The following is a 19,066-nucleotide window of genomic DNA, read 5'->3' as shown; positions in this document are numbered from 1 at the left end:
CTTTTCAGTTGAGAAGCTGTTCCGCCCATCCGTTCCCGAAGAATTGGTAATGAGCGAGAGCCAACACATTTCTAACCTAGCGGCTCAAAGGGGTAGGGCTCTCAACCGCGTCATTCGTTTAATAGGCACTTCATGCATGGAAGGTGCCGCCAAAATTTCGGTAAGCCGAAGAATTTCTGGCCAATGCCAAAGAAGGATAGCAGCGACCTGATTTAGAGGAGTTTTCTGATAGCCGGGCGCTAGCACGAATCCGTGCAAACCTGCCGAACGCAAGGCTGCCCTCTCAGCTGGATTTTTCAATATTCGTCCGTCGCCGGAAATGAATGTCCAAACCTCGTTTGAGGACTGCAAATACTCAATCCATTCGAGGTCGGATGAATTGCGCCCATTCGGAAGCTCTTCGACATCACGGATATGAATTGCGGCATGTCCATAGTGGCTAACGAAGCCATTGAGCGTCGACGCAAAGAGAGGAGCTGTGCAGTTGTCAAACAAGACCTTCAACCGCTTACACCGTCAATTCAAGGAATGTTCAAACTCGACGGCGCGACGTACTGAGCCTTCGGGTACATCGTAGGCAATTGATGTCTCCTCAATCCCAAGCGCCGCCGCTGAGGTAGATAGGACAGCTGTAGGGACGCTAGTGATGCCATCGATTGGTTGCCCAAAAGCTCTCGTCGGGTCTACGAGAATGTTTATCCTTCGCCCTGCGGGATACCACAGCCGAGGTGAACCGCTATCATCGAAATCAACGGTTTTAAGGATAGGTTCAATCACCTCTTTAAATTCGTATTGCCGACGAAAAAGGTTGAGCAAGCGCTCACGCTCTATTCCTTCAGCATCATTTTCGAAAACCCTCAAAAGAATGCTTCTGCCATCTGTCTTAAAGCGCTCGGCAGAAAGCGGATATTTTTCGTCAAGCACCTCGCGCGCATATTCGATTGCAGCGCGCACCTGAATAGCCGAAACGCCTGCGCGCAGAAATGCATCTGCTACCCGTATCTCCATCAAGTCTCGAAAACCAAGTATTGTGCGTTCGTTTGTGAATTCGACTGCGGGCACCCATAGTGGTAGATAATCCCGGCCCGCGATTGAATGACCCTTTAGCCAACGAGATATCTTTGACGGCGAGACGTGCAAAAGCCTTCCAGCTTCTGCGGGCGTGTACAATCCAACTCCAATCAGTCCATCCATCAAGTACCCTCGCCATGTCTAGTTCCAGCACATGACTGTTGTGTCAACAGCGCCGCGTCGGTTTTGCAAACTTAGTCCTAGCCACACTTCTTGCAAGAGGTTAGTTCGAAGAACGAATAGTTAAATGGATGGGTTTGATTACTCACAGCGTTGAGCAGATAATTAATCTGCATTTTCATAGACAACGAATATGAATGAAAGATAATGGTGCCCGGAGGCGGGCTGTGGATTTCCTTTAAAGTCAGGCGCTTGGCAAGCCGCTGGACACTCAAACATTATGCGAAAACATTATGCTTTTCGAAAGAGTGTCCAGCCACTTTTTACCGGCGCGAAACAGGCTGCAACCACAGTCTTGTCATTCCAAATTCCTCGCATCCGTGCTAGCTATTTATTCAGGTAAGCGGGCGCTCGGTTAGCGCGCTGGCACAAATCCCCGGTGGAAACGAAGACACAAGTTCCGGGTGGAAACATGAGATGGTTCGACTCCATCCCGCTCATCGGTCTATCTCGTCAATCCTCCACATCGAGGCAGAAATTCATCGTCTTGACTCTCCCTTCAAATGAGAACATTTATAGAACAAAAGAGAGAGCAAGAGACATGTCTGACGCTGAAAAAATCATCGTGGTGCAGTTCAAAAAGGGGCGCTACGGGATAGTGCCGGGCGATATGCGGCCCGCAACCAACGCAGCATCTGCCGAAAAAATGGCGAATGCAATGGCACCGCGTCACATCGGCGTTGCGGCATACGCTGTCACCGTGGATGAAGAAAGTGGCAGCATGGCAAACCCGCGCTTGCTAGTCTCGCACGGGCAGATTGCCGACTTGATGCCAGACTAATTTACCGGCGCGGGGGCGCGCGCCTTTTCATGACAGGGGTAACTTTGTGGCTCTGAAACAGGAGATTGGAAACGTGCGCCCGAACGCAATCAAACCGCCGGACGATATCGCGGCCTATGTCATTCAGTGTCATGACGGCAATGCTGTTGCCGCCGTGGAAACGCTACTGGACGAAATCCAGCACCTGCAAAATCAACTATCCATCGCCGTCGCAGCAATGGGCCGGGGATATACACGCGGCTGGAAGCCGAACGCCGAACGGGAATGACATGCGCCATCGTCGCGGCATCGATCTGACCGGCGGCAATAACGACAACATGCCGGCTAAACCAACTGGCATTTTTGTGCCTGAGCGGGACCATTCGGCTACCTTGGCCGATCTGCCACAATGGTATGTCGTTGGCGCGCGGTGCTGGCGCTGCAAACACGTCGGCATGCTCGACAGATGGGCGCTACAGCGCCGTTATGGAAAATTCCGGTCCATCATATCCATGGAACCGCTCTTGCGGTGCCTGGGCTGCGGCAACCGTGAGAAAAACAGCTTCGTTCTGGCGCGCGCAAAGAGGGATTGGCCATGAACTATGAACCAAAGGCCGGCACCTACGGATATTTGTGGGTCGAAGGCTACACGGTCACGGCATATTGCACCCCATGTAACCGCGTCGTCAAAGTCGATCTGGAAAAAATGCCAGCCGAGCAAAGCTATATCAACAGGCGCTGGAGGTGCCAGTATTGTCACGGGTTGGGGCAGGCTAATCTAAGCCCGGATCACTCACCGCGAGATTCACCTGCAGCCAAACAGCGCGATGCCGAGCGCGTTCGCAGAACAAAAGTTCTGGCGGAGCGAATGACAACCAAAACGCAAAAAAGCCGTCCGGCGTAAACCGGACGGCTTTTCGAATGTTACACGGCCGGCCGCACCAGCCCAAGGCGAGGAACAAGCCCTTCAATGATGACGCACCGCTGGAGCCAAGCGGGATTGACTGTCGCTGGGGCGGTCGCGCCGAAGCCTGGAGCAACACCATAAGAAGAGTTTGCATCGTTGTTGACTGCGTCACATGGCACACCCGCGTGGACGATAGGCATCCATCCGCCCGCCTGTGGCGCGCCCCACATCAAACCGCCGCCTGCGAAGGTTCTTACCGCTCCTCCGGACATGGTGACCAGGCTGTTGTAGGGCGTGCGTTGTACAGGGTTCGCTTTCAAAAGCATGATTGCCGTGATGTTCCTCCCGGCCATTGATGCTCGCTCCGTTGCGTCGAAGCTGTTCTGGATTTTGGAGAACTGCCCGTTTGAGGCAGACGGCGCCAGCTTCGCAGACCATGCAGCGCCGGAGCCGAGGAATATATTCGCAGGGTCCGTATCCTTGGCGGTCACGTTGCCGGCGACGTTCGTGAAATTCACCGGCACGGTGCCAGTCCAGTTCGAAAGGTCACCGTTCACAAATAGATTGGTGCCGATCGGCAGTTCCATCCAGCTCACGGTCTCAAACGCCGCCTTGCGGGCATTCTTGAATTGCGCCATGAGCGCATCAGCGACCAGCTGGGCACCCATGGAATTGGATTGGCTGTCAGACGGGTGGACGACCGGAGTAGCCTCTCCAGTCCGATACAGAGTGGCGGACTTTCCGGCGTCCAGGAAAAGCTTGTGGCTGTCGACGAGAGTCAAAGATGGAAAGGCAGCGGCAACGCCGGTGATCGCGTCGTAGACCTTGTTGTAGCCCGTGTTATCTCTCCACGGGTTCTGAGTGGTGAGAACCTGCGGGACACCCTTCCACTGCCAGCTAATGAGGCCGATAATCGACCAAAACAGCCCTCGGCCATAGGCAAGCTCATTATTCGGCGTTTCGAACGTGGACATGTTGTGGCCATGGTGGGTGATCGCCACGTCTGGTTTCGGGATGGCATCAATAGCATTCGGCTTTCGCGATGCCTCGAACATGCAGCCGGCGACTTGAGCAGGCAGAGCGGCAAGCCAGAAATCGATTGTTTGAGACGTTCCGATTCGAAGAACGACCGGCGCTGCGTATTCCTTGGGCCCGTTGGGAGAGGCGCCGCCCCATTCTGCCCAGCGATGCATGATGACCGTGCAATTATAAAGGTCACCAAGAGCCACCGCGAATTTGTAGTAAGGCCCGTATTCGGAATAGCCGGTGCTGTCGGTGTTGGCGAGAATGTTTACATTCTCGCCCGCTTCGAGCTTTGCTTTGGCAGGTCCAAAGGCGTTTGCTGTCAACGATAAATCATCGGCCTTGCCAAGGTGAACCCCTAAGCCAAGGGAAAACCCGCTCATGTCCGCGTCTCCCGAAAACCCCGAACGGCCACGTCAGTCACTTTGCCGGTCCGAACATATATCTTATCCGCAGCCGCCAGATTGACGACGATTTCGCGCGTCCCATCAGGTGTCATCGAAACAAAGTCTTCTGTGTCGTTGGCAGGTGCAGCCGTGCCGATGAAAATGGAAACAGGATAGACCGTGACTACCTGTATGCCTACGCGCCCATAGTTCGCGCCGTCGGCAACGAGCTGGTAATTCGTGGCGCCGGCCACGCGAAACGTGTTAGTCATTTTGCCCTCTGCAAGCTTTCGATTGAAAAAGATCAGGGTTTCAGCGCCAGCATGATGCTGCCGCCGGAGACCATACCGGCCACAAAAAGCGCGAAGCCAATCAGAATACGGCTCCGCGGTGGAATGTGGCCGTTGTCAATGTCTGGCGCGACAAGCGCCAGGGTACAGGACCACGCCATCATCCATGCTACAAAAGCGCTGATCGGAGAGTTGACCATCCAATCCGGGCGCTCGTGGTATCGAAGCAACATCACCCACACCCGCTGGAAGAAGATGATGCCGACGATCGAAAACACGGCAACAATCAGGAAGTCGGCGCCGGCGCGGCCATACCGCATTGCTTGCGCAGCATCGCGGAACCAGCGAACCAGAACAGCGAACGCAACCCCGAGAACGAGGCCTGAAGAAACTTCGGTCATGTAGTCGCCTGCTACAAATGCGTTGGCGATCCAGAATAGCATCACGGCAATCAGGGCAGACCATGCTGCCACACTCGTTTTAAGTCGTTTCATCGCCGGCTGCCTTTCTGCATGCTGACCACTGTTTCCTCCGCGATGCGCTGGACGCGATCGCGCCGGCGCTCGAATGTAACAACCGCCTGCGCCAGATCGGCTTTACGGTCGCGTTTCTCTTTTTCTATTTCCGGATCTGGTAAGGTCTGGACCTTCGGCAAGCGCCACCAGGAAAGCAGCCTCATTCGCCCCTCCTGTTTCCGTTCGACACCATGACCGGCAGTACCGTATCCATGGTGTCGGTGAATTTCTGGACGAGCGGTGCGAGTGTCTTTAGCGTCTCGATATGATCGTCCTGGAGTTCCTTGATGCGGGCATCATGCGCCTCGCGATCCTTGGCCCGGCCGATCCGCTCATAGATGTAGAAAATCACCATGAGCAGGGAGAAACCGCCAAAGGGTCCGTGCTGCAGAAACCAGCCCCCGATCTCGTTCGACAGTTCCATTCCCTTGCTCCTCGTGAACAATAGTGGACAGAGGCGGTCAGTTGACCGCCTTCGCCAGATCCGGAACTTTCGACAGTATGATTTCCTGCAAGGCGCTTGGCCCGACGCCGAGTTTTGCAACCGCATCCGGATTTTTTTGCATGACGTAATCCGCCGCAATTCCCAGCACTGCCCCGGAGACGGCATCCGTTTTCAAGGGCAGCCCGGTTTTCGTGATGGCGTACTTCAGAGCGTTCAGCGCCGATTCATGCAACGCTGCTCGCAACCGCGCCTCAATCTCGACGCGCTGTTTTTCGTCAGAGATTTTCAACAGGGCGATAAGTCTGGCACCGATCCAAGTCACCAGTACCGGGCCGACAGTCGACACAAGGAGTACAACAACGGGCTGCACGACGGTCCAGAGATCGTACCAGATAGAGGATGGCGCTATTACCGGTTCCGCCTCCTGGGCAAAGGCCGGCCAAAGGATGAACGCGCCGATTGAGAAAATGGCGACGGCGAAGGCAAGAACATGAACAACCCGCATCGGCTTAACCCTCCGCCCGCTTCGCATCGCGCAGTGCGAGCGTGATGACCGTGTATGCCTCAGCCGCCTTCACAAGTGCGGTTGCCGCAGTGAATGACGAAGGATCCTTGCAGACCACATCGAGTGCTGCCCACGCCGCAGCTTCCTTGGCCACGGTCGACTGTTTGATGGCGCCGGCACTGGCGACTATGACGAAGGCGCTGTGCGCCGTCGCAGCCGCCGTGCAAATCTGCGGCAAATTCTTCTGGATCGCCGTATCGATCGATCCGGTGGTGGCGGAGCACGAGGCAAGCGAAAGCGCCGCCAGTGCGATAATCGCGAAGCGTTTCATAATCGTTTCCTTTATAGAGAGGTTCAGTTGTCAAAGTCTGGAATGTCTACCGTTTGCCCCGCAAGCGCATGGGTGCAATCAGAAAGGAATTGAATTCGGCCATCGGTGACGAAGGAGTGGCAAACCGCTGGAGGCGCGCCATCGATGTCGGCGTCCGGCCCGTTGTAGGTCACCAGAACGGACGGCGTGAACGTGGGTGCGACTGGGTTGCCGTTATATCCCCAACGCGGCCCCACCCCTTCACCCACGCCGACTTGATGCGCACCGTCACATCCGGGGCACCAGAACATAAGGCGTCCACCTTCAAGGCTTCGAAGCTTCTTTGAGATAGCCGCCATGTCATGCCTCGTTTGTCGTGACGCTGGCCGAAATCGTGGTCATTGGCAGGGCGACGTAGGGCGCATCCTGATAGGTCACGGCCCAACGGTAGCCGAGAAGCCGGGTTTTCGCGATGCGTGCGACACTGACGGAATCGGACTGATTGCCGCCGAGGATATGCAGGTGGGTCTTGTCGTGGCCGACAACAATGCCGACGTGACCTTGCCAGCCGTCCTTTGAGCCACGCCAGAAGACGGCGATGGCTCCGATCTGAGGGTCATTCAGCGGTTTGCCGAATTTCAGCCAGTTTCGAGAGCCGAGCGGGTTCGCCGGCATCGGTTCTTTCGGCAGCGCTGTGGCGATAACCACGCCGACGAATGCACCGCACCACGCGATTTCACTTGCGTCGAGACGGAGGGCTTTATCCAGCGCCTTGGCGTTCTTCACCTCGTGCAGGCCGAGGAAGCGGCGCGCTTCCGTCACCCACGGCGGAACCATGGGCTTATTGTCGTTCAGACCGAGCGCAACGAGCGTCTTCGGGCCAATCGTGCCAGGATAGAGGATAGAGAGTTTCTTATCCTCCTGAAAATGGGTGACAGCCTTTGTTGTGCTGCGGCCGGGAATGCCATCAGCGCCGGATGGCCCGACATCATAGCCGAGCGAAATCAAGCGCTGCTGTACCTCGCGTACAGTCGCCATAGATGTTCTCCTATTTGGGGATAATGCCTGCCGAGTTACGGCTAGAAAGTGGTCGGGGTGACCCAGTTACCGTTGATCAGATAGAGATGAACGGCGTCGCTGTTCAGTTCGGAGTTTCCTGAAATCTTACCGGGGTGGTACTGTGCCGAACCATTGTTAGACAGATAGATGGAGGCAGCGCCCGGCGCGCCGCCATTGGGGTTTTCGGTGCGAAAGTTGTTACCAGTTATAGAAATGCCAAATCTGTGGTCACTCGCGATGGGATCGTTGGTCGCATCGATGCATATTCCGCAATAGGTATTCGCATCGAAGGAATTACCAATGACGAGCGAGTTCTTGCGAGCGGTCGTTTTGTAAATATGCAGCCCGTGCATTTTGGACCGCTCGAATTGGTTGCCTGTCCATCGAACGCCCCAGCCGCGATCTATGGCGCATTTTCCGCCGGTGAAATGACACCCGTCCACCAGGCTGTCCGACCAGTCCACGTCAAACGCCCATTTGTTAGACGTGTCGGGAAGCCTGATAATGACGGTCTTTGCCTCATTCATCCAGCTGTCTTCCGCCGGCTCTGCTTTCTTCGTGACTATCCCGGTCGTGTTGTCCCCGACGACCTCGATCATCAAATCCCGGAGGTGGAGATTTTCGGCGGTTCGAAAATCCATGACCGCCTCGTAGTCATCGGAGCAAAGGATGTTGAGGCCTGAGATACCTACGCACCTCAGCTTGTCTGTGGGGTTTTTGTTTACGAAACAGGCGTCACCACCCCCATCGAATACCAGTCTGGCACATCCGGGCTCAACACCCATAGGAGCGCCAGAGCTGAACCCGCCACCCAATATCTGCTGGTAATCCGGAATTCTCAGGACACCGCCGATGCGGTACGTTTTGGTCGAATGGTGCAAGCTGATGCGCCGACCAGTATCTATCGCTGCCTGAAACGCCGCAGTGTTGTCAGTCCCTTGGCCCCAGGCGATACAATCGCCAATTGCGTTGAAGTCCTCAGGCGTCAGACAGTCTCCCAGGGGAATGGACATAGGAAACCTCTTAAGAGTAATCTCAACCAAGAAAACGACTGGTTGAGGATTGGCGATGACTGATGAGAAAAAGAACGGGCTGTGGCACGCGTATAATCCGCTCCTACGCGTCAAGCTGATCGACGGAAGCTATTCGAGCGGATTTGGTCAGGTTTACCGGCGCTGGGATGAGGGCAAATGGGCCTACCGTCAGGATCAGGAGACGGAAGAGGAATACTTGGACCGCCAATATTAGGCTATGACGTAGGTTACTGGCGTTTTTCGAGGCCCATTAATGGGTAGATGTGCTCTGCAACCATTGTCGCTCCAGCCAATGTCAAGTGACCGTAGTCCCACACAATGAGCTGAGTTCCTCCCGATGGTAAATTGGAAAGGCAGCCGTTCTCGTCGCATAGATAGGATATCAATGAGACGAACATCGTTTTTTGCGACGAGGACACATTCGAGACTGCTGTTTCAGCCATTTTAGTATTAGGCATTGGCGCGCCTGGAATTCTATCAGGCACTCCGGATATTTCCCCTGCGAGCCATTGTTTCACGACCATGTCAGGAAGAGATGTCGGGAAATTTGGGTATGGACCAATCATTACCACGCGTTTTCCATTCGACCGGAGCCTCGACAGGATTAGTTCGAGATCTGATCGAAAAGAATTCGAATGCACATGATCGGACCAGTTTGCGAAGATAACGATTGTGTCCACGGCGTTCTTCAAAAGATAATCCATGACCAAACGGTTTGTCGAACCACAGCCTGTTTTTCCTCCGTCAGCCGGGCTGCATCCATCTTTCGTAAACTGTGCCACCTCAACCTTATCGCCCAAAACTCTCAAAATACCGGGGTACAGCCGGGCAGCATGAGAGTCACCCCAGATTGCCACTCGGGGTTTGCCGCCAGCCTCGTGGAAATAACACTCCGGGGAAAACACCAACGTGTTGTGTTCAACCCAACAGGACCCCACTCTTGCCCCAGCTCCAGCCTCGTATGTGGAATACTGTGCCGCCGCACGAATATCTGTCGGGTAAATCAAAGCACGGGGGTCGATTGAAGTTGCCACAAATCCGTACAAACCAATCGATCCGAGAGGGACGACCAGCGAGAAAAATTGAAGCGACCCAACAGGTTGACGCTGGATGGGTAACTCGATCAGCCTGTAGGTGCCAATAGAAAGCAAAATCGTTAGGACAACAATAACACCAGTCGCTGTGGCAGAGTGGTAACCCAACTGGCGGCCGATTACGAGTAGTGGCCAATGCCAGAGATAGAGAGGGTAAGAAATTCGCCCTATCTTTACACCAACAGAATTGCCAAGAATCAGTCCAGCTATGCGCGATTGTCCGCCGAAGGCTACGATTATTGCGGCACCAACTACCGGAATAAGAGCCTGCCATCCCGGAAAGGGATTTGCCTCAGATGTTATGACGAGGGCTAAAACAAATAACAGGCAACCAATCGTGAATGCGACCTCTCTAGCTACCGGGTATCTTTTAGTGAAGGGCCGGAGGCGCCCCGACACACAGTAGACAAGTCCGCCAGCAGCAAGTTCCCACGCTCGACTGAACGGAGAGTAAAACGCAGCCACCGGATCATGGTGCGTCATCACTTGGCAGGCGACAAAGCTCCCGACGAACAGCAGAAGAAAAACATACACTCGAGCGCGTTGCGGCGCGATCATAATCACCAACGGCCAGACGATATAAAACTGCTCCTCAACTCCCAACGACCATAAATGCAAAAGTGGTTTTGTGGTCGCTGCCGTATCAAAATACCCGGACTGCGACCAGAGCACGAGATTTGAGACAAATGCTGCAGATCCGGCAACGGTGGCTGCAAACGAATGAAGTTCGGACGGCCCCATAACGTACAACGCCATAATCGACATGGCAGCGAGAACCACGATTAGTGCTGGGAATATTCTGCGCACTCGCCGTAGGTAGAACTGTAAAAGAGAAAAACTACCGTTGTCAGTTCCCCTACAGATGATTTTGGTGATCAGGTATCCAGATATGACGAAAAAAACATCGACGCCAACAAACCCGCCAGGCAGCACGGTGGGAAATGCGTGGAACACCATAACGGAAACGATCGCAAAAGCCCGAAGCCCGTCAATGTCTGGTCTGTATTGTGTTGTTGAAGTCATGCGCTCTCGTGGCACGCTCCGCTGCCTTTATCAATAGCGTCAAAACGGCAGACAGATAGTGGCTACTCCGCTTGACCGGCGACTTTGGCCTCTGGCCAAGCCACTGCATCGAAGGCAGCTTTTGCGTCATTTTCTGATCCTGCTGCGTCAATTGCAGCCTTCCCATCTAGGCGCACAGCCTCGATTGCCGCACCAATCTTTAGCCATTGGCTGTAGGCCGCAGCTACCACCGCAGCAACGCGGACAATATTTTCAGCGGTGATGCCCACTTCAGCCGCCAACAGCGGGTAGTCGCTGTCGACGGGGTTGGACGCTGAAAGATACCGCCGAGCCTCATCCGCCTTTTGCATGTACGTGAGAGCCTGCCCTACACCGGGCGTAATGTACTGCAGCCTCGTCAATTCGGCCGCCTCGTCAATTGCAGCCTTATATCCGGCCTTGATCGTCACCAGATCCTGACTTCTCCACTCCTCCTGAGAAATCAGAGCATTTATTTTCTCCACCAAATCGGCGTTGGCTACGACGAGATATGTCCCATCATAGTAGGCATCTGCCATCCCGTACGACACCAGTCGACCTACAGCCTCGACATCCGAAATGGAAAGAGGAATGCGCTCAATGGTCATGTTTTCCATCTCCTAGATTATCATAATTGTAGCCGTGCCGGTTATTGGAGGAGAATTCCCCGTTCCGGCTGCATTGCGACAGGCGACCCCAAATTGAAGCTGATCGCCCCTGGAAACACTGAACAGGCGATTGTAGATTATGCGAATTGTACGATCCAACGCAGCGTTAGAGTTATCCAGCACGCTGTCGACCAACACGCTGTTCTTCAAAACACCCAATCCCGCAGCGGAAACTAAAGCAGCGGGTTGATAGAGAGAGATCGACATGTGAGCCACACCATCGTACGGCACTGTAAATATCCCGCCAGACAACGAGCCTGAGTTGTCGAAATCCTCCAACAGCACTGTTGCGAGAGTCGTGAGGTTAACAATCGAATTTGGGATCGCACCGGCAGCAAGGCTGTAAGTACCGCTCGCAAGCGCACGGGTTGCGATGCTTTGAGGGCTTGTCGCGAGCATCCGCCAGTTGGCGCCGTCGTAGGCAAATTCGATGATAGAATTCACCTTAAGGTCGCCAGCCACTATATCGTCACCGGACGCCGTCTTTATCGGCTTCACTCCAAATCCATTGAGATTGATGGTGGCGGGGCCGGTATTGATGGTCGCAATCTTGATCCTGACGATCAGTCCAAGGAACAGACTGTCCGGAGCAGGGGCAAGGGTTGCGACAATCGCGTTGCCAGTCCCTGCAGTGGCAGCAAAGTTCACTTTGCCAGCCTGAACGGCCTGGGACAACTGAAGTCCCTCAGCAGGCGCGAGACCGGACTTAACCAGGAAGTCCACAATTTCACGCTGCGGTTTTTCGATAGCCTTGGCAGGAACCGCGGAGCCGCGAACAGCACCGGGTATATCCTTGTCGACGTATGATGCATCCGGATCAGTAGATCCGTATGGAGCGTAATATTTCATGGTGATGGGTTCCGTTCAGGTTGCCAAAACAGGAATTGCCCAAGCGGGCGAATGTTGACGCAGAAGGCAAAGCAGTCGCTCTGCCTCCCCGTAAGAAAAGAGCGGGTCGAACCCGCATTCGCTTTCACCACACCGGAAATAGTCGACAGCGAGGTCGGTAACAGTCACAAGCCAGTAAACTTCCTGCCTTGAATCGCCGACCGTGTGTTCGCCGCCGCACTCCGAAAATCCGCACTCGAAAACGGCCGGTTCTTCGATGATGATGGTGAAACCGAACGCCGCGGCCAGCCGGATAAAGTCTGACGGCGTGATGATGGCGGCAGCCATCAACTTCGCCTCCAGAGCCCTTATCCTACCGGCGATACTCTCGTCATCGACGCCGCAAGCGTCCGGAAGGCCGTACTCTAGCTCCCAGTCCGAAAGCATTTCATCCACGCCGTAGACCGTGCTTTCGCTCGTGAGCTTGAAGGCCCTGGCGTAGAGCCATTCCCAAGGCGAAATGAGGACCCGTGTAAACAGTGCGAGTCTGCTGGTCAGGGATAGCGCCTGCCCGTCCGGCGTTCCGAATGCAGCCCCGGGTGGCCAGAACGACACCGCGCCACCAATAAGATCATCGTTCGTGGGTGCAGAAAGATTGTCCCATGCGCTGGGGACGCCACCAGATGGCGCGCCGTCGCTCGGCTCTGTTGTGCGAGTATTGAAGCCGGAATCACGAGCCAAAGTCGAACTCCCCGTTTACAGGAAACTGCCCGCCGGTCAGAACGATATCGCCAGAAGGCTCCGCAAGGATGTGACGGTCCTCACCGGTTACCCCGGAAATCACTTCCGAATACCAACTGCGCGATACGGTAAAGCTGTCGCCGATCAGGCCCGGCCGGCACCTCGATAGATACATCGCGGTGATGCCATTCTTGATCGCCGCACGTATTTCAGCCGTATCTCCGGAAAGCCCCGTGACGGTCACGTCGACCGGGCGCGATACGGGCGCCGTGGCGACACTGTCATCAACACGGATAAGCCTCTGTTGATCGATGACAGCCTGCACCGCCTCGACATCGGAGGGCAGCGGAATATTGTCTTCCCTGCCGCTAAACAGGAAATGGACGACAATTCCACCGGGCGAGCCAGGGACACGAAAAGCCCACGCCTTCAGGACACCGGAGACACCCATCACGATGCGCTCATAATCCGCCAACGTGCCGCCGCCAGGAGGATTGCGCTTCCGCTGCAAGCCCCTCTCTTTCAGGCTATCCGCATCCTCGGCGTCGGCTCCTCCACCTAGTCCGTCATTGTCGACCAGCCAGCTGGTGCCAAGCGTCGGAAAAAGTCCGGGGTCAGCAAGCGACAGCAGACCGGCGCTTGCACGGTTACCGACAGAGCCTTTCACCTCTGCGGCGACAGGAACGACCAGGGAACCGTCCGCCCCGGAGGTGGCCGGTAAAGTGGAAACATAGGTCACATTTCCGGAGACGAAGCGGATACCGGAAGGATACGTCGTCGTGGCTTGGCCGATACCGATGATTTCCCCGCGCGCAGCGGCAGCCGGACGCTGGTAAATGCCGACTTCGGCGGCGTGCAACTTGATCCACGCAAGGCTCGTCGATGTCGACAGAAGGATCTGTTTCGAAAACCAGCCCATACGCAATTCGAACTCATAGGAGATCGCCGCCAGAACCTTGACGACGATCGTCACGAAACTGTTTTTGAGGGCGGTATCCGTGCCGGGCATATATCGCCGGAACGCGCCACGCACAGCAGCCGAGGCATCATCCAGCGAGCGGATATTCCACGCCATCTATCTGTCTCCATAACAGTCCGAATTTCTGATTGAACATGGTCTCGCCGTCGCGCCCGTACATCGCGATTTCGAGATCGAGACGATTTTCCGCACGCTTGGCGGTGGCAGTTGCGTCGACACGGGCTACTGAGCCCTGCGTAATGAGCGGTTGCAGGGCTTCGCGGGCATAGTCCTCGGCATCAACTTCGATGCCGTCATAGATTGAGCGCCGCCTCAGCAGCCAAAGGCGAGACCCCAGGACGTCCTCACCATCGAGACGGTCAAAGCTGTCTCCGAGCCAGCCCCGGTTTTGCTCACCGTCTCGCAACTCGCTGTCCTCTACGCGACGGTCGCTCATCAGCAGGATCAGCACTTGCGTCGCTAGACCCTGCTCCGCCCGAAAATCTCCGGGCGCCGTTGGATGGGTGAGACTGTTCAGCAGCAGGTCGCCCAGGAGGCCATCCCAGCCGAGATCGGGCGAACGATAGATTTCGTCCGCCTCATCGAGAGGTATGATGCGAAGCATTTGAGTTTTTCCTAAGCGGGCACACCCGTTTGACCGGATCCCGGAACGACGCCGGTATGGCGATGGGCATCGCCGATGTCCTTGCCATTATGGCGGACCGTCCCGCCCTCGATGTCGACGCCATCGGCCGAAACCGTGAATGTCACCCCACCCTTGCGGATTTGGAAAGCGCTCCCCGCCACATCAACAACGATGCCATCGCCCATGACTACCTTGATGATATTGCCGCCGGCATCGTAAAGCGCGGAGCCGCCACCCGGAAGGTCTGACGGCCGGTGGCCCGGATGTTCAAGCCCGAGGACAACCGCAAAATCCGGATTACCCGGCGATGGCAGTAAAAGACCTTTCGAGCCGGAAGGCGGCGAAGAAGCAAAGCCGTGGGGTTCCGGACGATGGATACGGGTATACCCATCATTGAACATGCCTCGCCCGGAGACAAACTGCTGACCAGCCTTCTCTTCAAGGCGGCCATCGAAGTCGAAACGTATGAAGCCGCTCATTCGTCCTCAAAGTCCCCTTCATCGACCGCCGCAGCGGAATAGCCGGATGTCGTCTTGCCGCGCGGGTTTTCGCCACCGAGTGAGCGAGGATCCGCGACCGAGAGCGTCGCTTTCGTCATATCGCCCTGTTCGAAATCGATATCTTTGATGACCATCCAGCCATCGAGGCCGAGCCAGTCATCATCGACATAGACAAGATAGTTTGGCTGCCAGAGCTTGCCGGCCTCATCCCGCCAGCCACTGACGACGATGCTCGCAGTCGTGCCGTTTCCCGCCGCCCGCCTGGCGTGCCATGCGGCGCGCTTCTTCATCCGTCCCGTTGACGCTTCACCTTCATGCCGCAAAATCAGCGTTCGCTTACGGCTAAGGCCATTATCTCTTGCCGACGATTGGCCGCGAAACTGCTGCTTGTCGCTGCCTTCCGTGGCCTGCCCACGAACTTTGATGTCGCTGTACCGGCCTTTTTCCGTAAAGCTGGCACTGGATCCCGGCAGGATGTTAACGCCACGCTTCAACCTGCCGGCATGTTTTCCAGCAGGTTTTGTCGCCAGCTTGACCCGACCTTCGGGCGTGTCGTGGATCAGAACACCGCGGCCCCGCGACCGGCGCTCAACACTTGAGAAAGCGCTTTCTCCGACCATCAGTTTATGGCGAGCTTCCTTCGGCAATTCGCTGCCGTCCGTCTCAATGCCAATTCCGTGACTGTCCAGTTCCCTCGCAATATCATCGAGGCTCTTATCGAGAATTTCCCCGCTTGGATGTTCGGCCGAGCATTCGACAAAATCGACCGTACGAGAGACTATACCGCAGGAAAGCGACCGGCTTTCCTCATCGTATCCGGTGTCGACGTCCCGCACATAGCCAGTGAGCAACAGATCGCCGCTCGCTGTGATCTTAGTCGGCTTCCCCGGCACGACAGGCACGCCGGATCCCGCGATGACGAAATCGGCATTTGCGCTGCGCGTAGCCTCTTCTGCCGATACTCTTATATTGATGCGGATGATCGGCGGCAGCCCATCGCAAACGACCGTCTCGAATGGTCCTGTCGAATTTTTCTGCATCACTTTTCCAGAGCATTGAAGGCAGATGGCATGAGCATCGGCGTGGATATACCAGCAATTTCGACAAGGCTTTCGGCCCTGCCGGCATCACCGTAAAGCTGGTAAGCCAGAAACGTCGAAGGCAGCGAAATGCCTGTCTCGACCCGAACCACAGGGACCGCGTCTGCCGCCTGATCCGACACCAGGCGAACCGCGATATTCGTCAGGGCAGAGAGCCAGACATAAAGATCAACGCCATCTGAACCCATGGCAGAAACTACTGTCAGGGCAGCGTCACCAGCGGCGGCGATCCGGTCGCGGCCAGCGCGCGCCTGTGGCCTGGAAATCCAGTCTGCGCGTCCACCTGCGATCGCAAGTCCTGCTGCAAGCAAAACCGAGGCCGCGTCTGCGGTCTCCGCATCCTCAAATTGCCCAGAGCGGAGTGTATCGAACTCGGAGGCCGATAAAACACTCTCGGCAATGACCCGCATAATTGACAGGCTTTCCATTGCAAATTCTGTGGCGGAAAGTGCCGGAGCGGCATCGAGGCGCGCAGCAATATTTTCGGTGTCGAGATCATCAACAACGATGGTCGTCGCGAGGCTTCCGAGCCAGTCGCATATTGCCCGTTTGTCAGCAGCCATCAGAACAACCTTCCGAATGCAGAAGCAGCCGCCGGCAATGCAGCGAGAAATGTTGTATCGACATCAGCGAGGCTGAGTGACGGCAGGACCTCGCCTGAAGCCGGTACCGCCGTGAATTCGAATGCGACATAGCCGCGACGGTCCCGCTCGCGAGACCGGTGGAAATCCTCAACGTATGCCAACTGCCCGGCATCGATCGGAAGAACCAGCCTGCCGGGGCCAGCGGCCAAGCAGGCCGACGTCAGCGACGCTGCTGAAGCATCGCTGGCATCGCCAAGGAGATAGGCCGTAACACCGAATGATGGTGTTTTAAGCCCCATCTCCTCCATGTGGGTGCGTCTGCCGCCAGCGTATTCATGCCGCGCCAGACGCTTGCCGCCTGACAAATCCTCGAACTCCACCCAGAAGCGGACACCGCGAAAACTGGCTGGCCGGAGCGTTGATGCCCAGTCTCTCATGTTTCGTGTCTCCGAATTGATGTCGTTACTGTGCGCCTGTTGGCTTCGAGATGTCCGGCGGGAAAGTCCTGCCGGTATCAGCATTTGCGAGAGCCCTGCCGCCTTGCGCCCCGATAGCTGTCGCATTGACCCGGACGTTTTGCAGCTTGTTCGCGGCGTCAAGGAGCGTTTGTGCAGCGCTGGTCAAGCCCGACAGGAAGCTATCGCCAGCACTTTGCAGCTTTTGCGACCCGCTCTCGATAGCCGCCGCAGCCGTCTGCCCACCATCTGCGATCGACTTTCCGGCTTGAGTTCCTGCGATCTCGGTCGACTGCTCAAGTTTTTCACGAATTCCGCGAAACACATCCATATTCGCGACCTCGGAAGAGATCTTCTGACCTGCCGCGCGGCCTCGGCCGTACTCCATGTACTGGCGCTGCAAATCACCGGTCGCGGAAAGTCCCACTGGCACCTCTCTCGGGCGAGGCGCAGGAACGGGTGCAGAGCCCGCAGGCAATGTCCGGTTGGTATATCCATGTCCGCCGCCCGGGAAATCCCCGATGACAACCGGCCGCCCCTGCCGACCCGATGAAGCGCGAGGGCGACGCGGATCGTCTCTGCCGGCACCATATCTGGAAGCCCAGTACTCGCCGAGAAACTTCTCGTCACGGTACCCGCCTTCATACGAGAGATCCATTTCCTCCGTGGCGGAGATGACACCGAGGTTGCGACGGAACCAGCCCCAGCCCCGCTTTTCCATCCCGCGCTGACGGGCGTTGTAACGGTCTAGCTGCTTCACTCCACCATCCATGAGCGGCGTGACAGCTGGGGCTACACTTTCGCCCATCGACGTCTTGAGCTTCTCCCAACTGTTTGACATCCTGTCGATTGATGCCTGCGTATCCCCGAAGATGCGGTTCACATCGCGGAAAACCGTGCCGTTGACTTCGGCGGAATTCATCGTGTCGATGAACCGCTTCAAGCTCTCACTGCTGGTCATCAGGGACTGCATCCCGAGGCGGAATTCCTGATCGCTGAACAACAGCGGCAGCTTGGAAAGGTCGCCCTTGATCGCTTCGTTCGAGAGTCGGATGAATGCGCTGACAGCATCCTCACCTGTCTTCTTGGCGGCTTCCATTTCCTTGCGCAAATCGATGCCGAACTTGGCAAACTTTTTCCCGGTTTCTTCCGAATACATTTTGCCGAAGATGTTTTGCGCCTGCGTCGCCGCGCTGCTGGCGTCGCCGGTATCCTCACGAATCGTCTGAAGGATGGCGACGAGTTTTTTCAACCCACCTTCACCCTCGTAACCAAGCGTCGCAAAGCTGTTTGCGAGACCGGGAATGTATTGCGCCATGTCCTTGAGTTCGAACTGGCCAGCCTTGCCGCCCATGACCATAATGTCGAAGGCGCGCTGCATGTTCTTCGTTTCGATCTTCAGGGCGTCGGCAGCCTTGAGACCGGTATTTGCGATGTCTTGCGTTGCCGCACCTGTCGCCTGCGCAGTGGCAAGCACCGATGGCAGAAATGCCATGGCTTCATCCAGCGATTTGCCGGAGGCAACCAGAGTATCAATCGCCTCGATGGCGGGCTGAACGCTGTCGTAATTCAGATCCTTTGCGATCTGCTGCGCCTGTGCGAACGCTTCCTTTGTCTGGGTCGCCGACGCATCCGCCGTGATGCCGATACGGGTCATCTGGCGCTCAAGCGCGGCAAAATCCTTGACAGTTCCTGCAATCGCGCGACCAACCTCATACACACCGTAGCCGGCGATACCGGTCCGCAGCATCGTGCCAGCTTTATTAAAACCCTCGGCGGCCCGCTGCATTCCAGCCGAATGCCTATTGATCGACGCGACCTTCCGGTCGAAATCGGAAGCGGTCTTGTTGAACCGCGACATCTGTCGCTCGATCTGGCCCATCCGGGTCGCGACAGAACGGAAAGCAGGACTGGTACTGTCCTTGCCATCAATCTCAAGCTCCGCCCGGATTTTCCGATTGGCCAT

General features: G+C 56.2%; 28 protein-coding genes. 5 read left to right on the top strand and 23 right to left on the bottom strand.

Translation table 11 applies throughout. The annotated features are described in order from the left end of the window. Positions 1-84: 84 nt before the first annotated feature. Together CFBP5499_RS01285 and CFBP5499_RS01280 are read right to left on the bottom strand one after the other, a co-directional pair. On the bottom strand, positions 85-504 hold the full coding sequence (locus CFBP5499_RS01285; protein WP_080826326.1) for a hypothetical protein: 420 nt from the start codon (positions 502-504) through the stop codon (positions 85-87). 12 nt (positions 505-516) lie between these two features. Further along, complete coding sequence (locus CFBP5499_RS01280; RefSeq protein WP_080826330.1) at positions 517-1,194, bottom strand: hypothetical protein; 678 nt, start codon at positions 1,192-1,194, stop codon at positions 517-519. 598 nt (positions 1,195-1,792) lie between these two features. On the opposite strand from CFBP5499_RS01280, the gene CFBP5499_RS01275 reads away from it, so the two are divergent. The 4 genes from CFBP5499_RS01275 to CFBP5499_RS01260 all read left to right on the top strand — a co-directional run bounded on the left by CFBP5499_RS01275 (position 1,793) and on the right by CFBP5499_RS01260 (position 2,915). After that, entirely contained in the window at positions 1,793-2,032 is a 240-nt protein-coding gene (locus CFBP5499_RS01275; protein ID WP_010970919.1) for a hypothetical protein, read from the top strand. Positions 2,033-2,105: 73 nt separating this feature from the next. Beyond that, positions 2,106-2,300, top strand: a complete 195-nt coding sequence (locus CFBP5499_RS01270; protein ID WP_080826333.1) for a hypothetical protein — start codon at positions 2,106-2,108, stop codon at positions 2,298-2,300. A gap of 1 nt (position 2,301) precedes the next feature. Beyond that, on the top strand, positions 2,302-2,610 hold the full coding sequence (locus CFBP5499_RS01265) for a hypothetical protein (RefSeq protein WP_080826336.1): 309 nt from the start codon (positions 2,302-2,304) through the stop codon (positions 2,608-2,610). Continuing rightward, complete coding sequence (locus tag CFBP5499_RS01260) at positions 2,607-2,915, top strand: hypothetical protein (protein ID WP_130932477.1); 309 nt, start codon at positions 2,607-2,609, stop codon at positions 2,913-2,915. The genes CFBP5499_RS01265 and CFBP5499_RS01260 overlap by 4 nt, the downstream gene beginning before the upstream one ends. A gap of 20 nt (positions 2,916-2,935) precedes the next feature. On the opposite strand, the gene CFBP5499_RS01255 is transcribed toward CFBP5499_RS01260, so the two are convergent. The 10 genes from CFBP5499_RS01255 to CFBP5499_RS01210 are packed head-to-tail and all read right to left on the bottom strand — an operon-like array spanning position 2,936 to position 8,464. Continuing rightward, on the bottom strand, positions 2,936-4,324 hold the full coding sequence (locus CFBP5499_RS01255; protein WP_080826337.1) for a hypothetical protein: 1,389 nt from the start codon (positions 4,322-4,324) through the stop codon (positions 2,936-2,938). Then, positions 4,321-4,599 carry a hypothetical protein gene (locus CFBP5499_RS01250; protein ID WP_130932478.1) on the bottom strand — a complete coding sequence of 93 codons (279 nt, stop codon included), beginning with the start codon at positions 4,597-4,599 and terminating at the stop codon, positions 4,321-4,323. The genes CFBP5499_RS01255 and CFBP5499_RS01250 overlap by 4 nt, the downstream gene beginning before the upstream one ends. 32 nt (positions 4,600-4,631) lie before the next feature. Continuing rightward, positions 4,632-5,111 carry a hypothetical protein gene (locus CFBP5499_RS01245; RefSeq protein ID WP_080826342.1) on the bottom strand — a complete coding sequence of 160 codons (480 nt, stop codon included), beginning with the start codon at positions 5,109-5,111 and terminating at the stop codon, positions 4,632-4,634. Next, complete coding sequence (locus CFBP5499_RS01240; protein WP_080826345.1) at positions 5,108-5,296, bottom strand: hypothetical protein; 189 nt, start codon at positions 5,294-5,296, stop codon at positions 5,108-5,110. The genes CFBP5499_RS01245 and CFBP5499_RS01240 overlap by 4 nt, the downstream gene beginning before the upstream one ends. Then, positions 5,293-5,556: a hypothetical protein gene (locus tag CFBP5499_RS01235; RefSeq protein WP_080826348.1), complete on the bottom strand. Its 264-nt coding sequence runs from the start codon at positions 5,554-5,556 to the stop codon at positions 5,293-5,295. Before CFBP5499_RS01235 ends, CFBP5499_RS01240 begins: the two co-directional genes overlap by 4 nt. Positions 5,557-5,593: 37 nt before the next feature. Then, positions 5,594-6,082 (bottom strand): hypothetical protein, encoded by a 489-nt coding sequence (locus CFBP5499_RS01230; protein ID WP_080826350.1) that lies wholly within the window; start codon positions 6,080-6,082, stop codon positions 5,594-5,596. A gap of 4 nt (positions 6,083-6,086) precedes the next feature. Then, positions 6,087-6,413 (bottom strand): cell wall anchor protein, encoded by a 327-nt coding sequence (locus tag CFBP5499_RS01225; RefSeq protein ID WP_080826351.1) that lies wholly within the window; start codon positions 6,411-6,413, stop codon positions 6,087-6,089. Positions 6,414-6,436: 23 nt separating this feature from the next. Further along, the gene (locus CFBP5499_RS01220) at positions 6,437-6,751 is read right to left on the bottom strand and encodes a DUF6527 family protein (RefSeq protein WP_080826353.1); all 315 of its coding nucleotides are present in this window, start codon (positions 6,749-6,751) and stop codon (positions 6,437-6,439) included. A gap of 1 nt (position 6,752) precedes the next feature. Continuing rightward, positions 6,753-7,430, bottom strand: a complete 678-nt coding sequence (locus CFBP5499_RS01215; RefSeq protein ID WP_080826355.1) for a TIGR02594 family protein — start codon at positions 7,428-7,430, stop codon at positions 6,753-6,755. 41 nt (positions 7,431-7,471) lie between these two features. Beyond that, positions 7,472-8,464, bottom strand: a complete 993-nt coding sequence (locus CFBP5499_RS01210) for a hypothetical protein (protein ID WP_080826358.1) — start codon at positions 8,462-8,464, stop codon at positions 7,472-7,474. 55 nt (positions 8,465-8,519) lie between these two features. Between CFBP5499_RS01210 and CFBP5499_RS01205 the strand changes: the two genes are divergently transcribed. Beyond that, the gene (locus CFBP5499_RS01205) at positions 8,520-8,699 is read left to right on the top strand and encodes a hypothetical protein (RefSeq protein WP_080826360.1); all 180 of its coding nucleotides are present in this window, start codon (positions 8,520-8,522) and stop codon (positions 8,697-8,699) included. Positions 8,700-8,712: 13 nt separating this feature from the next. Here the strand turns inward: CFBP5499_RS01205 and CFBP5499_RS01200 are convergent, their stop codons facing one another. The 11 genes from CFBP5499_RS01200 to CFBP5499_RS01150 form a co-directional block, all read right to left on the bottom strand. Then, a complete protein-coding gene (locus CFBP5499_RS01200) occupies positions 8,713-10,602 on the bottom strand; it encodes an acyltransferase family protein (RefSeq protein ID WP_080826363.1) in 1,890 nt (629 codons plus the stop codon). Between the two features lie 62 nt (positions 10,603-10,664). Beyond that, entirely contained in the window at positions 10,665-11,228 is a 564-nt protein-coding gene (locus CFBP5499_RS01195; RefSeq protein ID WP_080826367.1) for a hypothetical protein, read from the bottom strand. Between the two features lie 12 nt (positions 11,229-11,240). Next, positions 11,241-12,137 carry a hypothetical protein gene (locus CFBP5499_RS01190; protein WP_080826369.1) on the bottom strand — a complete coding sequence of 299 codons (897 nt, stop codon included), beginning with the start codon at positions 12,135-12,137 and terminating at the stop codon, positions 11,241-11,243. Between the two features lie 15 nt (positions 12,138-12,152). Then, the gene (locus tag CFBP5499_RS01185; RefSeq protein ID WP_080826371.1) at positions 12,153-12,857 is read right to left on the bottom strand and encodes a putative phage tail protein; all 705 of its coding nucleotides are present in this window, start codon (positions 12,855-12,857) and stop codon (positions 12,153-12,155) included. Next, entirely contained in the window at positions 12,847-13,932 is a 1,086-nt protein-coding gene (locus tag CFBP5499_RS01180; RefSeq protein WP_080826373.1) for a baseplate J/gp47 family protein, read from the bottom strand. Before CFBP5499_RS01180 ends, CFBP5499_RS01185 begins: the two co-directional genes overlap by 11 nt. Next, the gene (locus CFBP5499_RS01175) at positions 13,904-14,440 is read right to left on the bottom strand and encodes a phage GP46 family protein (RefSeq protein ID WP_080826375.1); all 537 of its coding nucleotides are present in this window, start codon (positions 14,438-14,440) and stop codon (positions 13,904-13,906) included. Before CFBP5499_RS01175 ends, CFBP5499_RS01180 begins: the two co-directional genes overlap by 29 nt. A gap of 11 nt (positions 14,441-14,451) precedes the next feature. Beyond that, a complete protein-coding gene (locus tag CFBP5499_RS01170) occupies positions 14,452-14,940 on the bottom strand; it encodes a phage baseplate assembly protein domain-containing protein (protein WP_080826377.1) in 489 nt (162 codons plus the stop codon). Then, complete coding sequence (locus CFBP5499_RS01165) at positions 14,937-16,001, bottom strand: phage baseplate assembly protein (RefSeq protein WP_080826379.1); 1,065 nt, start codon at positions 15,999-16,001, stop codon at positions 14,937-14,939. Before CFBP5499_RS01165 ends, CFBP5499_RS01170 begins: the two co-directional genes overlap by 4 nt. Continuing rightward, positions 16,001-16,624 (bottom strand): hypothetical protein, encoded by a 624-nt coding sequence (locus CFBP5499_RS01160; protein ID WP_080826382.1) that lies wholly within the window; start codon positions 16,622-16,624, stop codon positions 16,001-16,003. Before CFBP5499_RS01160 ends, CFBP5499_RS01165 begins: the two co-directional genes overlap by 1 nt. Beyond that, positions 16,624-17,082, bottom strand: a complete 459-nt coding sequence (locus tag CFBP5499_RS01155) for a DNA circularization N-terminal domain-containing protein (protein ID WP_158523274.1) — start codon at positions 17,080-17,082, stop codon at positions 16,624-16,626. The genes CFBP5499_RS01160 and CFBP5499_RS01155 overlap by 1 nt, the downstream gene beginning before the upstream one ends. A gap of 25 nt (positions 17,083-17,107) precedes the next feature. After that, on the bottom strand, positions 17,108-19,066 hold the full coding sequence (locus tag CFBP5499_RS01150; protein ID WP_158523275.1) for a phage tail tape measure protein: 1,959 nt from the start codon (positions 19,064-19,066) through the stop codon (positions 17,108-17,110).

The sequence above is a fragment of the Agrobacterium tumefaciens genome (assembly GCF_005221325.1).
In the GTDB taxonomy this organism is placed as follows: domain Bacteria; phylum Pseudomonadota; class Alphaproteobacteria; order Rhizobiales; family Rhizobiaceae; genus Agrobacterium.
The sequence above is the reverse complement of the archived record's forward strand: the minus strand, read 5'-3'. Positions and strand labels throughout refer to the sequence as shown.

Bases quoted from the DNA above. Each gene is read 5' to 3' on its own strand.
- CFBP5499_RS01260 (WP_130932477.1), top strand. From the start codon at position 2,607: ATGAACTATGAACCAAAGGCCGGCACCTACGGATATTTGTGGGTCGAA.
- CFBP5499_RS01170 (WP_080826377.1), bottom strand. From the start codon at position 14,940: ATGAGCGGCTTCATACGTTTCGACTTCGATGGCCGCCTTGAAGAGAAG.
- CFBP5499_RS01220 (WP_080826353.1), bottom strand. From the start codon at position 6,751: ATGGCGGCTATCTCAAAGAAGCTTCGAAGCCTTGAAGGTGGACGCCTT.
- CFBP5499_RS01280 (WP_080826330.1), bottom strand. From the start codon at position 1,194: ATGGATGGACTGATTGGAGTTGGATTGTACACGCCCGCAGAAGCTGGA.
- CFBP5499_RS01190 (WP_080826369.1), bottom strand. From the start codon at position 12,137: ATGAAATATTACGCTCCATACGGATCTACTGATCCGGATGCATCATAC.
- CFBP5499_RS01165 (WP_080826379.1), bottom strand. From the start codon at position 16,001: ATGCAGAAAAATTCGACAGGACCATTCGAGACGGTCGTTTGCGATGGG.
- CFBP5499_RS01225 (WP_080826351.1), bottom strand. From the start codon at position 6,413: ATGAAACGCTTCGCGATTATCGCACTGGCGGCGCTTTCGCTTGCCTCG.
- CFBP5499_RS01180 (WP_080826373.1), bottom strand. From the start codon at position 13,932: ATGGCGTGGAATATCCGCTCGCTGGATGATGCCTCGGCTGCTGTGCGT.
- CFBP5499_RS01195 (WP_080826367.1), bottom strand. From the start codon at position 11,228: ATGACCATTGAGCGCATTCCTCTTTCCATTTCGGATGTCGAGGCTGTA.
- CFBP5499_RS01200 (WP_080826363.1), bottom strand. From the start codon at position 10,602: ATGACTTCAACAACACAATACAGACCAGACATTGACGGGCTTCGGGCT.
- CFBP5499_RS01205 (WP_080826360.1), top strand. From the start codon at position 8,520: ATGACTGATGAGAAAAAGAACGGGCTGTGGCACGCGTATAATCCGCTC.
- CFBP5499_RS01150 (WP_158523275.1), bottom strand. From the start codon at position 19,066: ATGGCCAATCGGAAAATCCGGGCGGAGCTTGAGATTGATGGCAAGGAC.
- CFBP5499_RS01275 (WP_010970919.1), top strand. From the start codon at position 1,793: ATGTCTGACGCTGAAAAAATCATCGTGGTGCAGTTCAAAAAGGGGCGC.
- CFBP5499_RS01175 (WP_080826375.1), bottom strand. From the start codon at position 14,440: ATGCTTCGCATCATACCTCTCGATGAGGCGGACGAAATCTATCGTTCG.
- CFBP5499_RS01265 (WP_080826336.1), top strand. From the start codon at position 2,302: ATGCGCCATCGTCGCGGCATCGATCTGACCGGCGGCAATAACGACAAC.
- CFBP5499_RS01245 (WP_080826342.1), bottom strand. From the start codon at position 5,111: ATGAAACGACTTAAAACGAGTGTGGCAGCATGGTCTGCCCTGATTGCC.
- CFBP5499_RS01255 (WP_080826337.1), bottom strand. From the start codon at position 4,324: ATGAGCGGGTTTTCCCTTGGCTTAGGGGTTCACCTTGGCAAGGCCGAT.
- CFBP5499_RS01250 (WP_130932478.1), bottom strand. From the start codon at position 4,599: ATGACTAACACGTTTCGCGTGGCCGGCGCCACGAATTACCAGCTCGTT.
- CFBP5499_RS01210 (WP_080826358.1), bottom strand. From the start codon at position 8,464: ATGTCCATTCCCCTGGGAGACTGTCTGACGCCTGAGGACTTCAACGCA.
- CFBP5499_RS01230 (WP_080826350.1), bottom strand. From the start codon at position 6,082: ATGCGGGTTGTTCATGTTCTTGCCTTCGCCGTCGCCATTTTCTCAATC.
- CFBP5499_RS01155 (WP_158523274.1), bottom strand. From the start codon at position 17,082: ATGAGAGACTGGGCATCAACGCTCCGGCCAGCCAGTTTTCGCGGTGTC.
- CFBP5499_RS01240 (WP_080826345.1), bottom strand. From the start codon at position 5,296: ATGAGGCTGCTTTCCTGGTGGCGCTTGCCGAAGGTCCAGACCTTACCA.
- CFBP5499_RS01160 (WP_080826382.1), bottom strand. From the start codon at position 16,624: ATGGCTGCTGACAAACGGGCAATATGCGACTGGCTCGGAAGCCTCGCG.
- CFBP5499_RS01235 (WP_080826348.1), bottom strand. From the start codon at position 5,556: ATGGAACTGTCGAACGAGATCGGGGGCTGGTTTCTGCAGCACGGACCC.
- CFBP5499_RS01215 (WP_080826355.1), bottom strand. From the start codon at position 7,430: ATGGCGACTGTACGCGAGGTACAGCAGCGCTTGATTTCGCTCGGCTAT.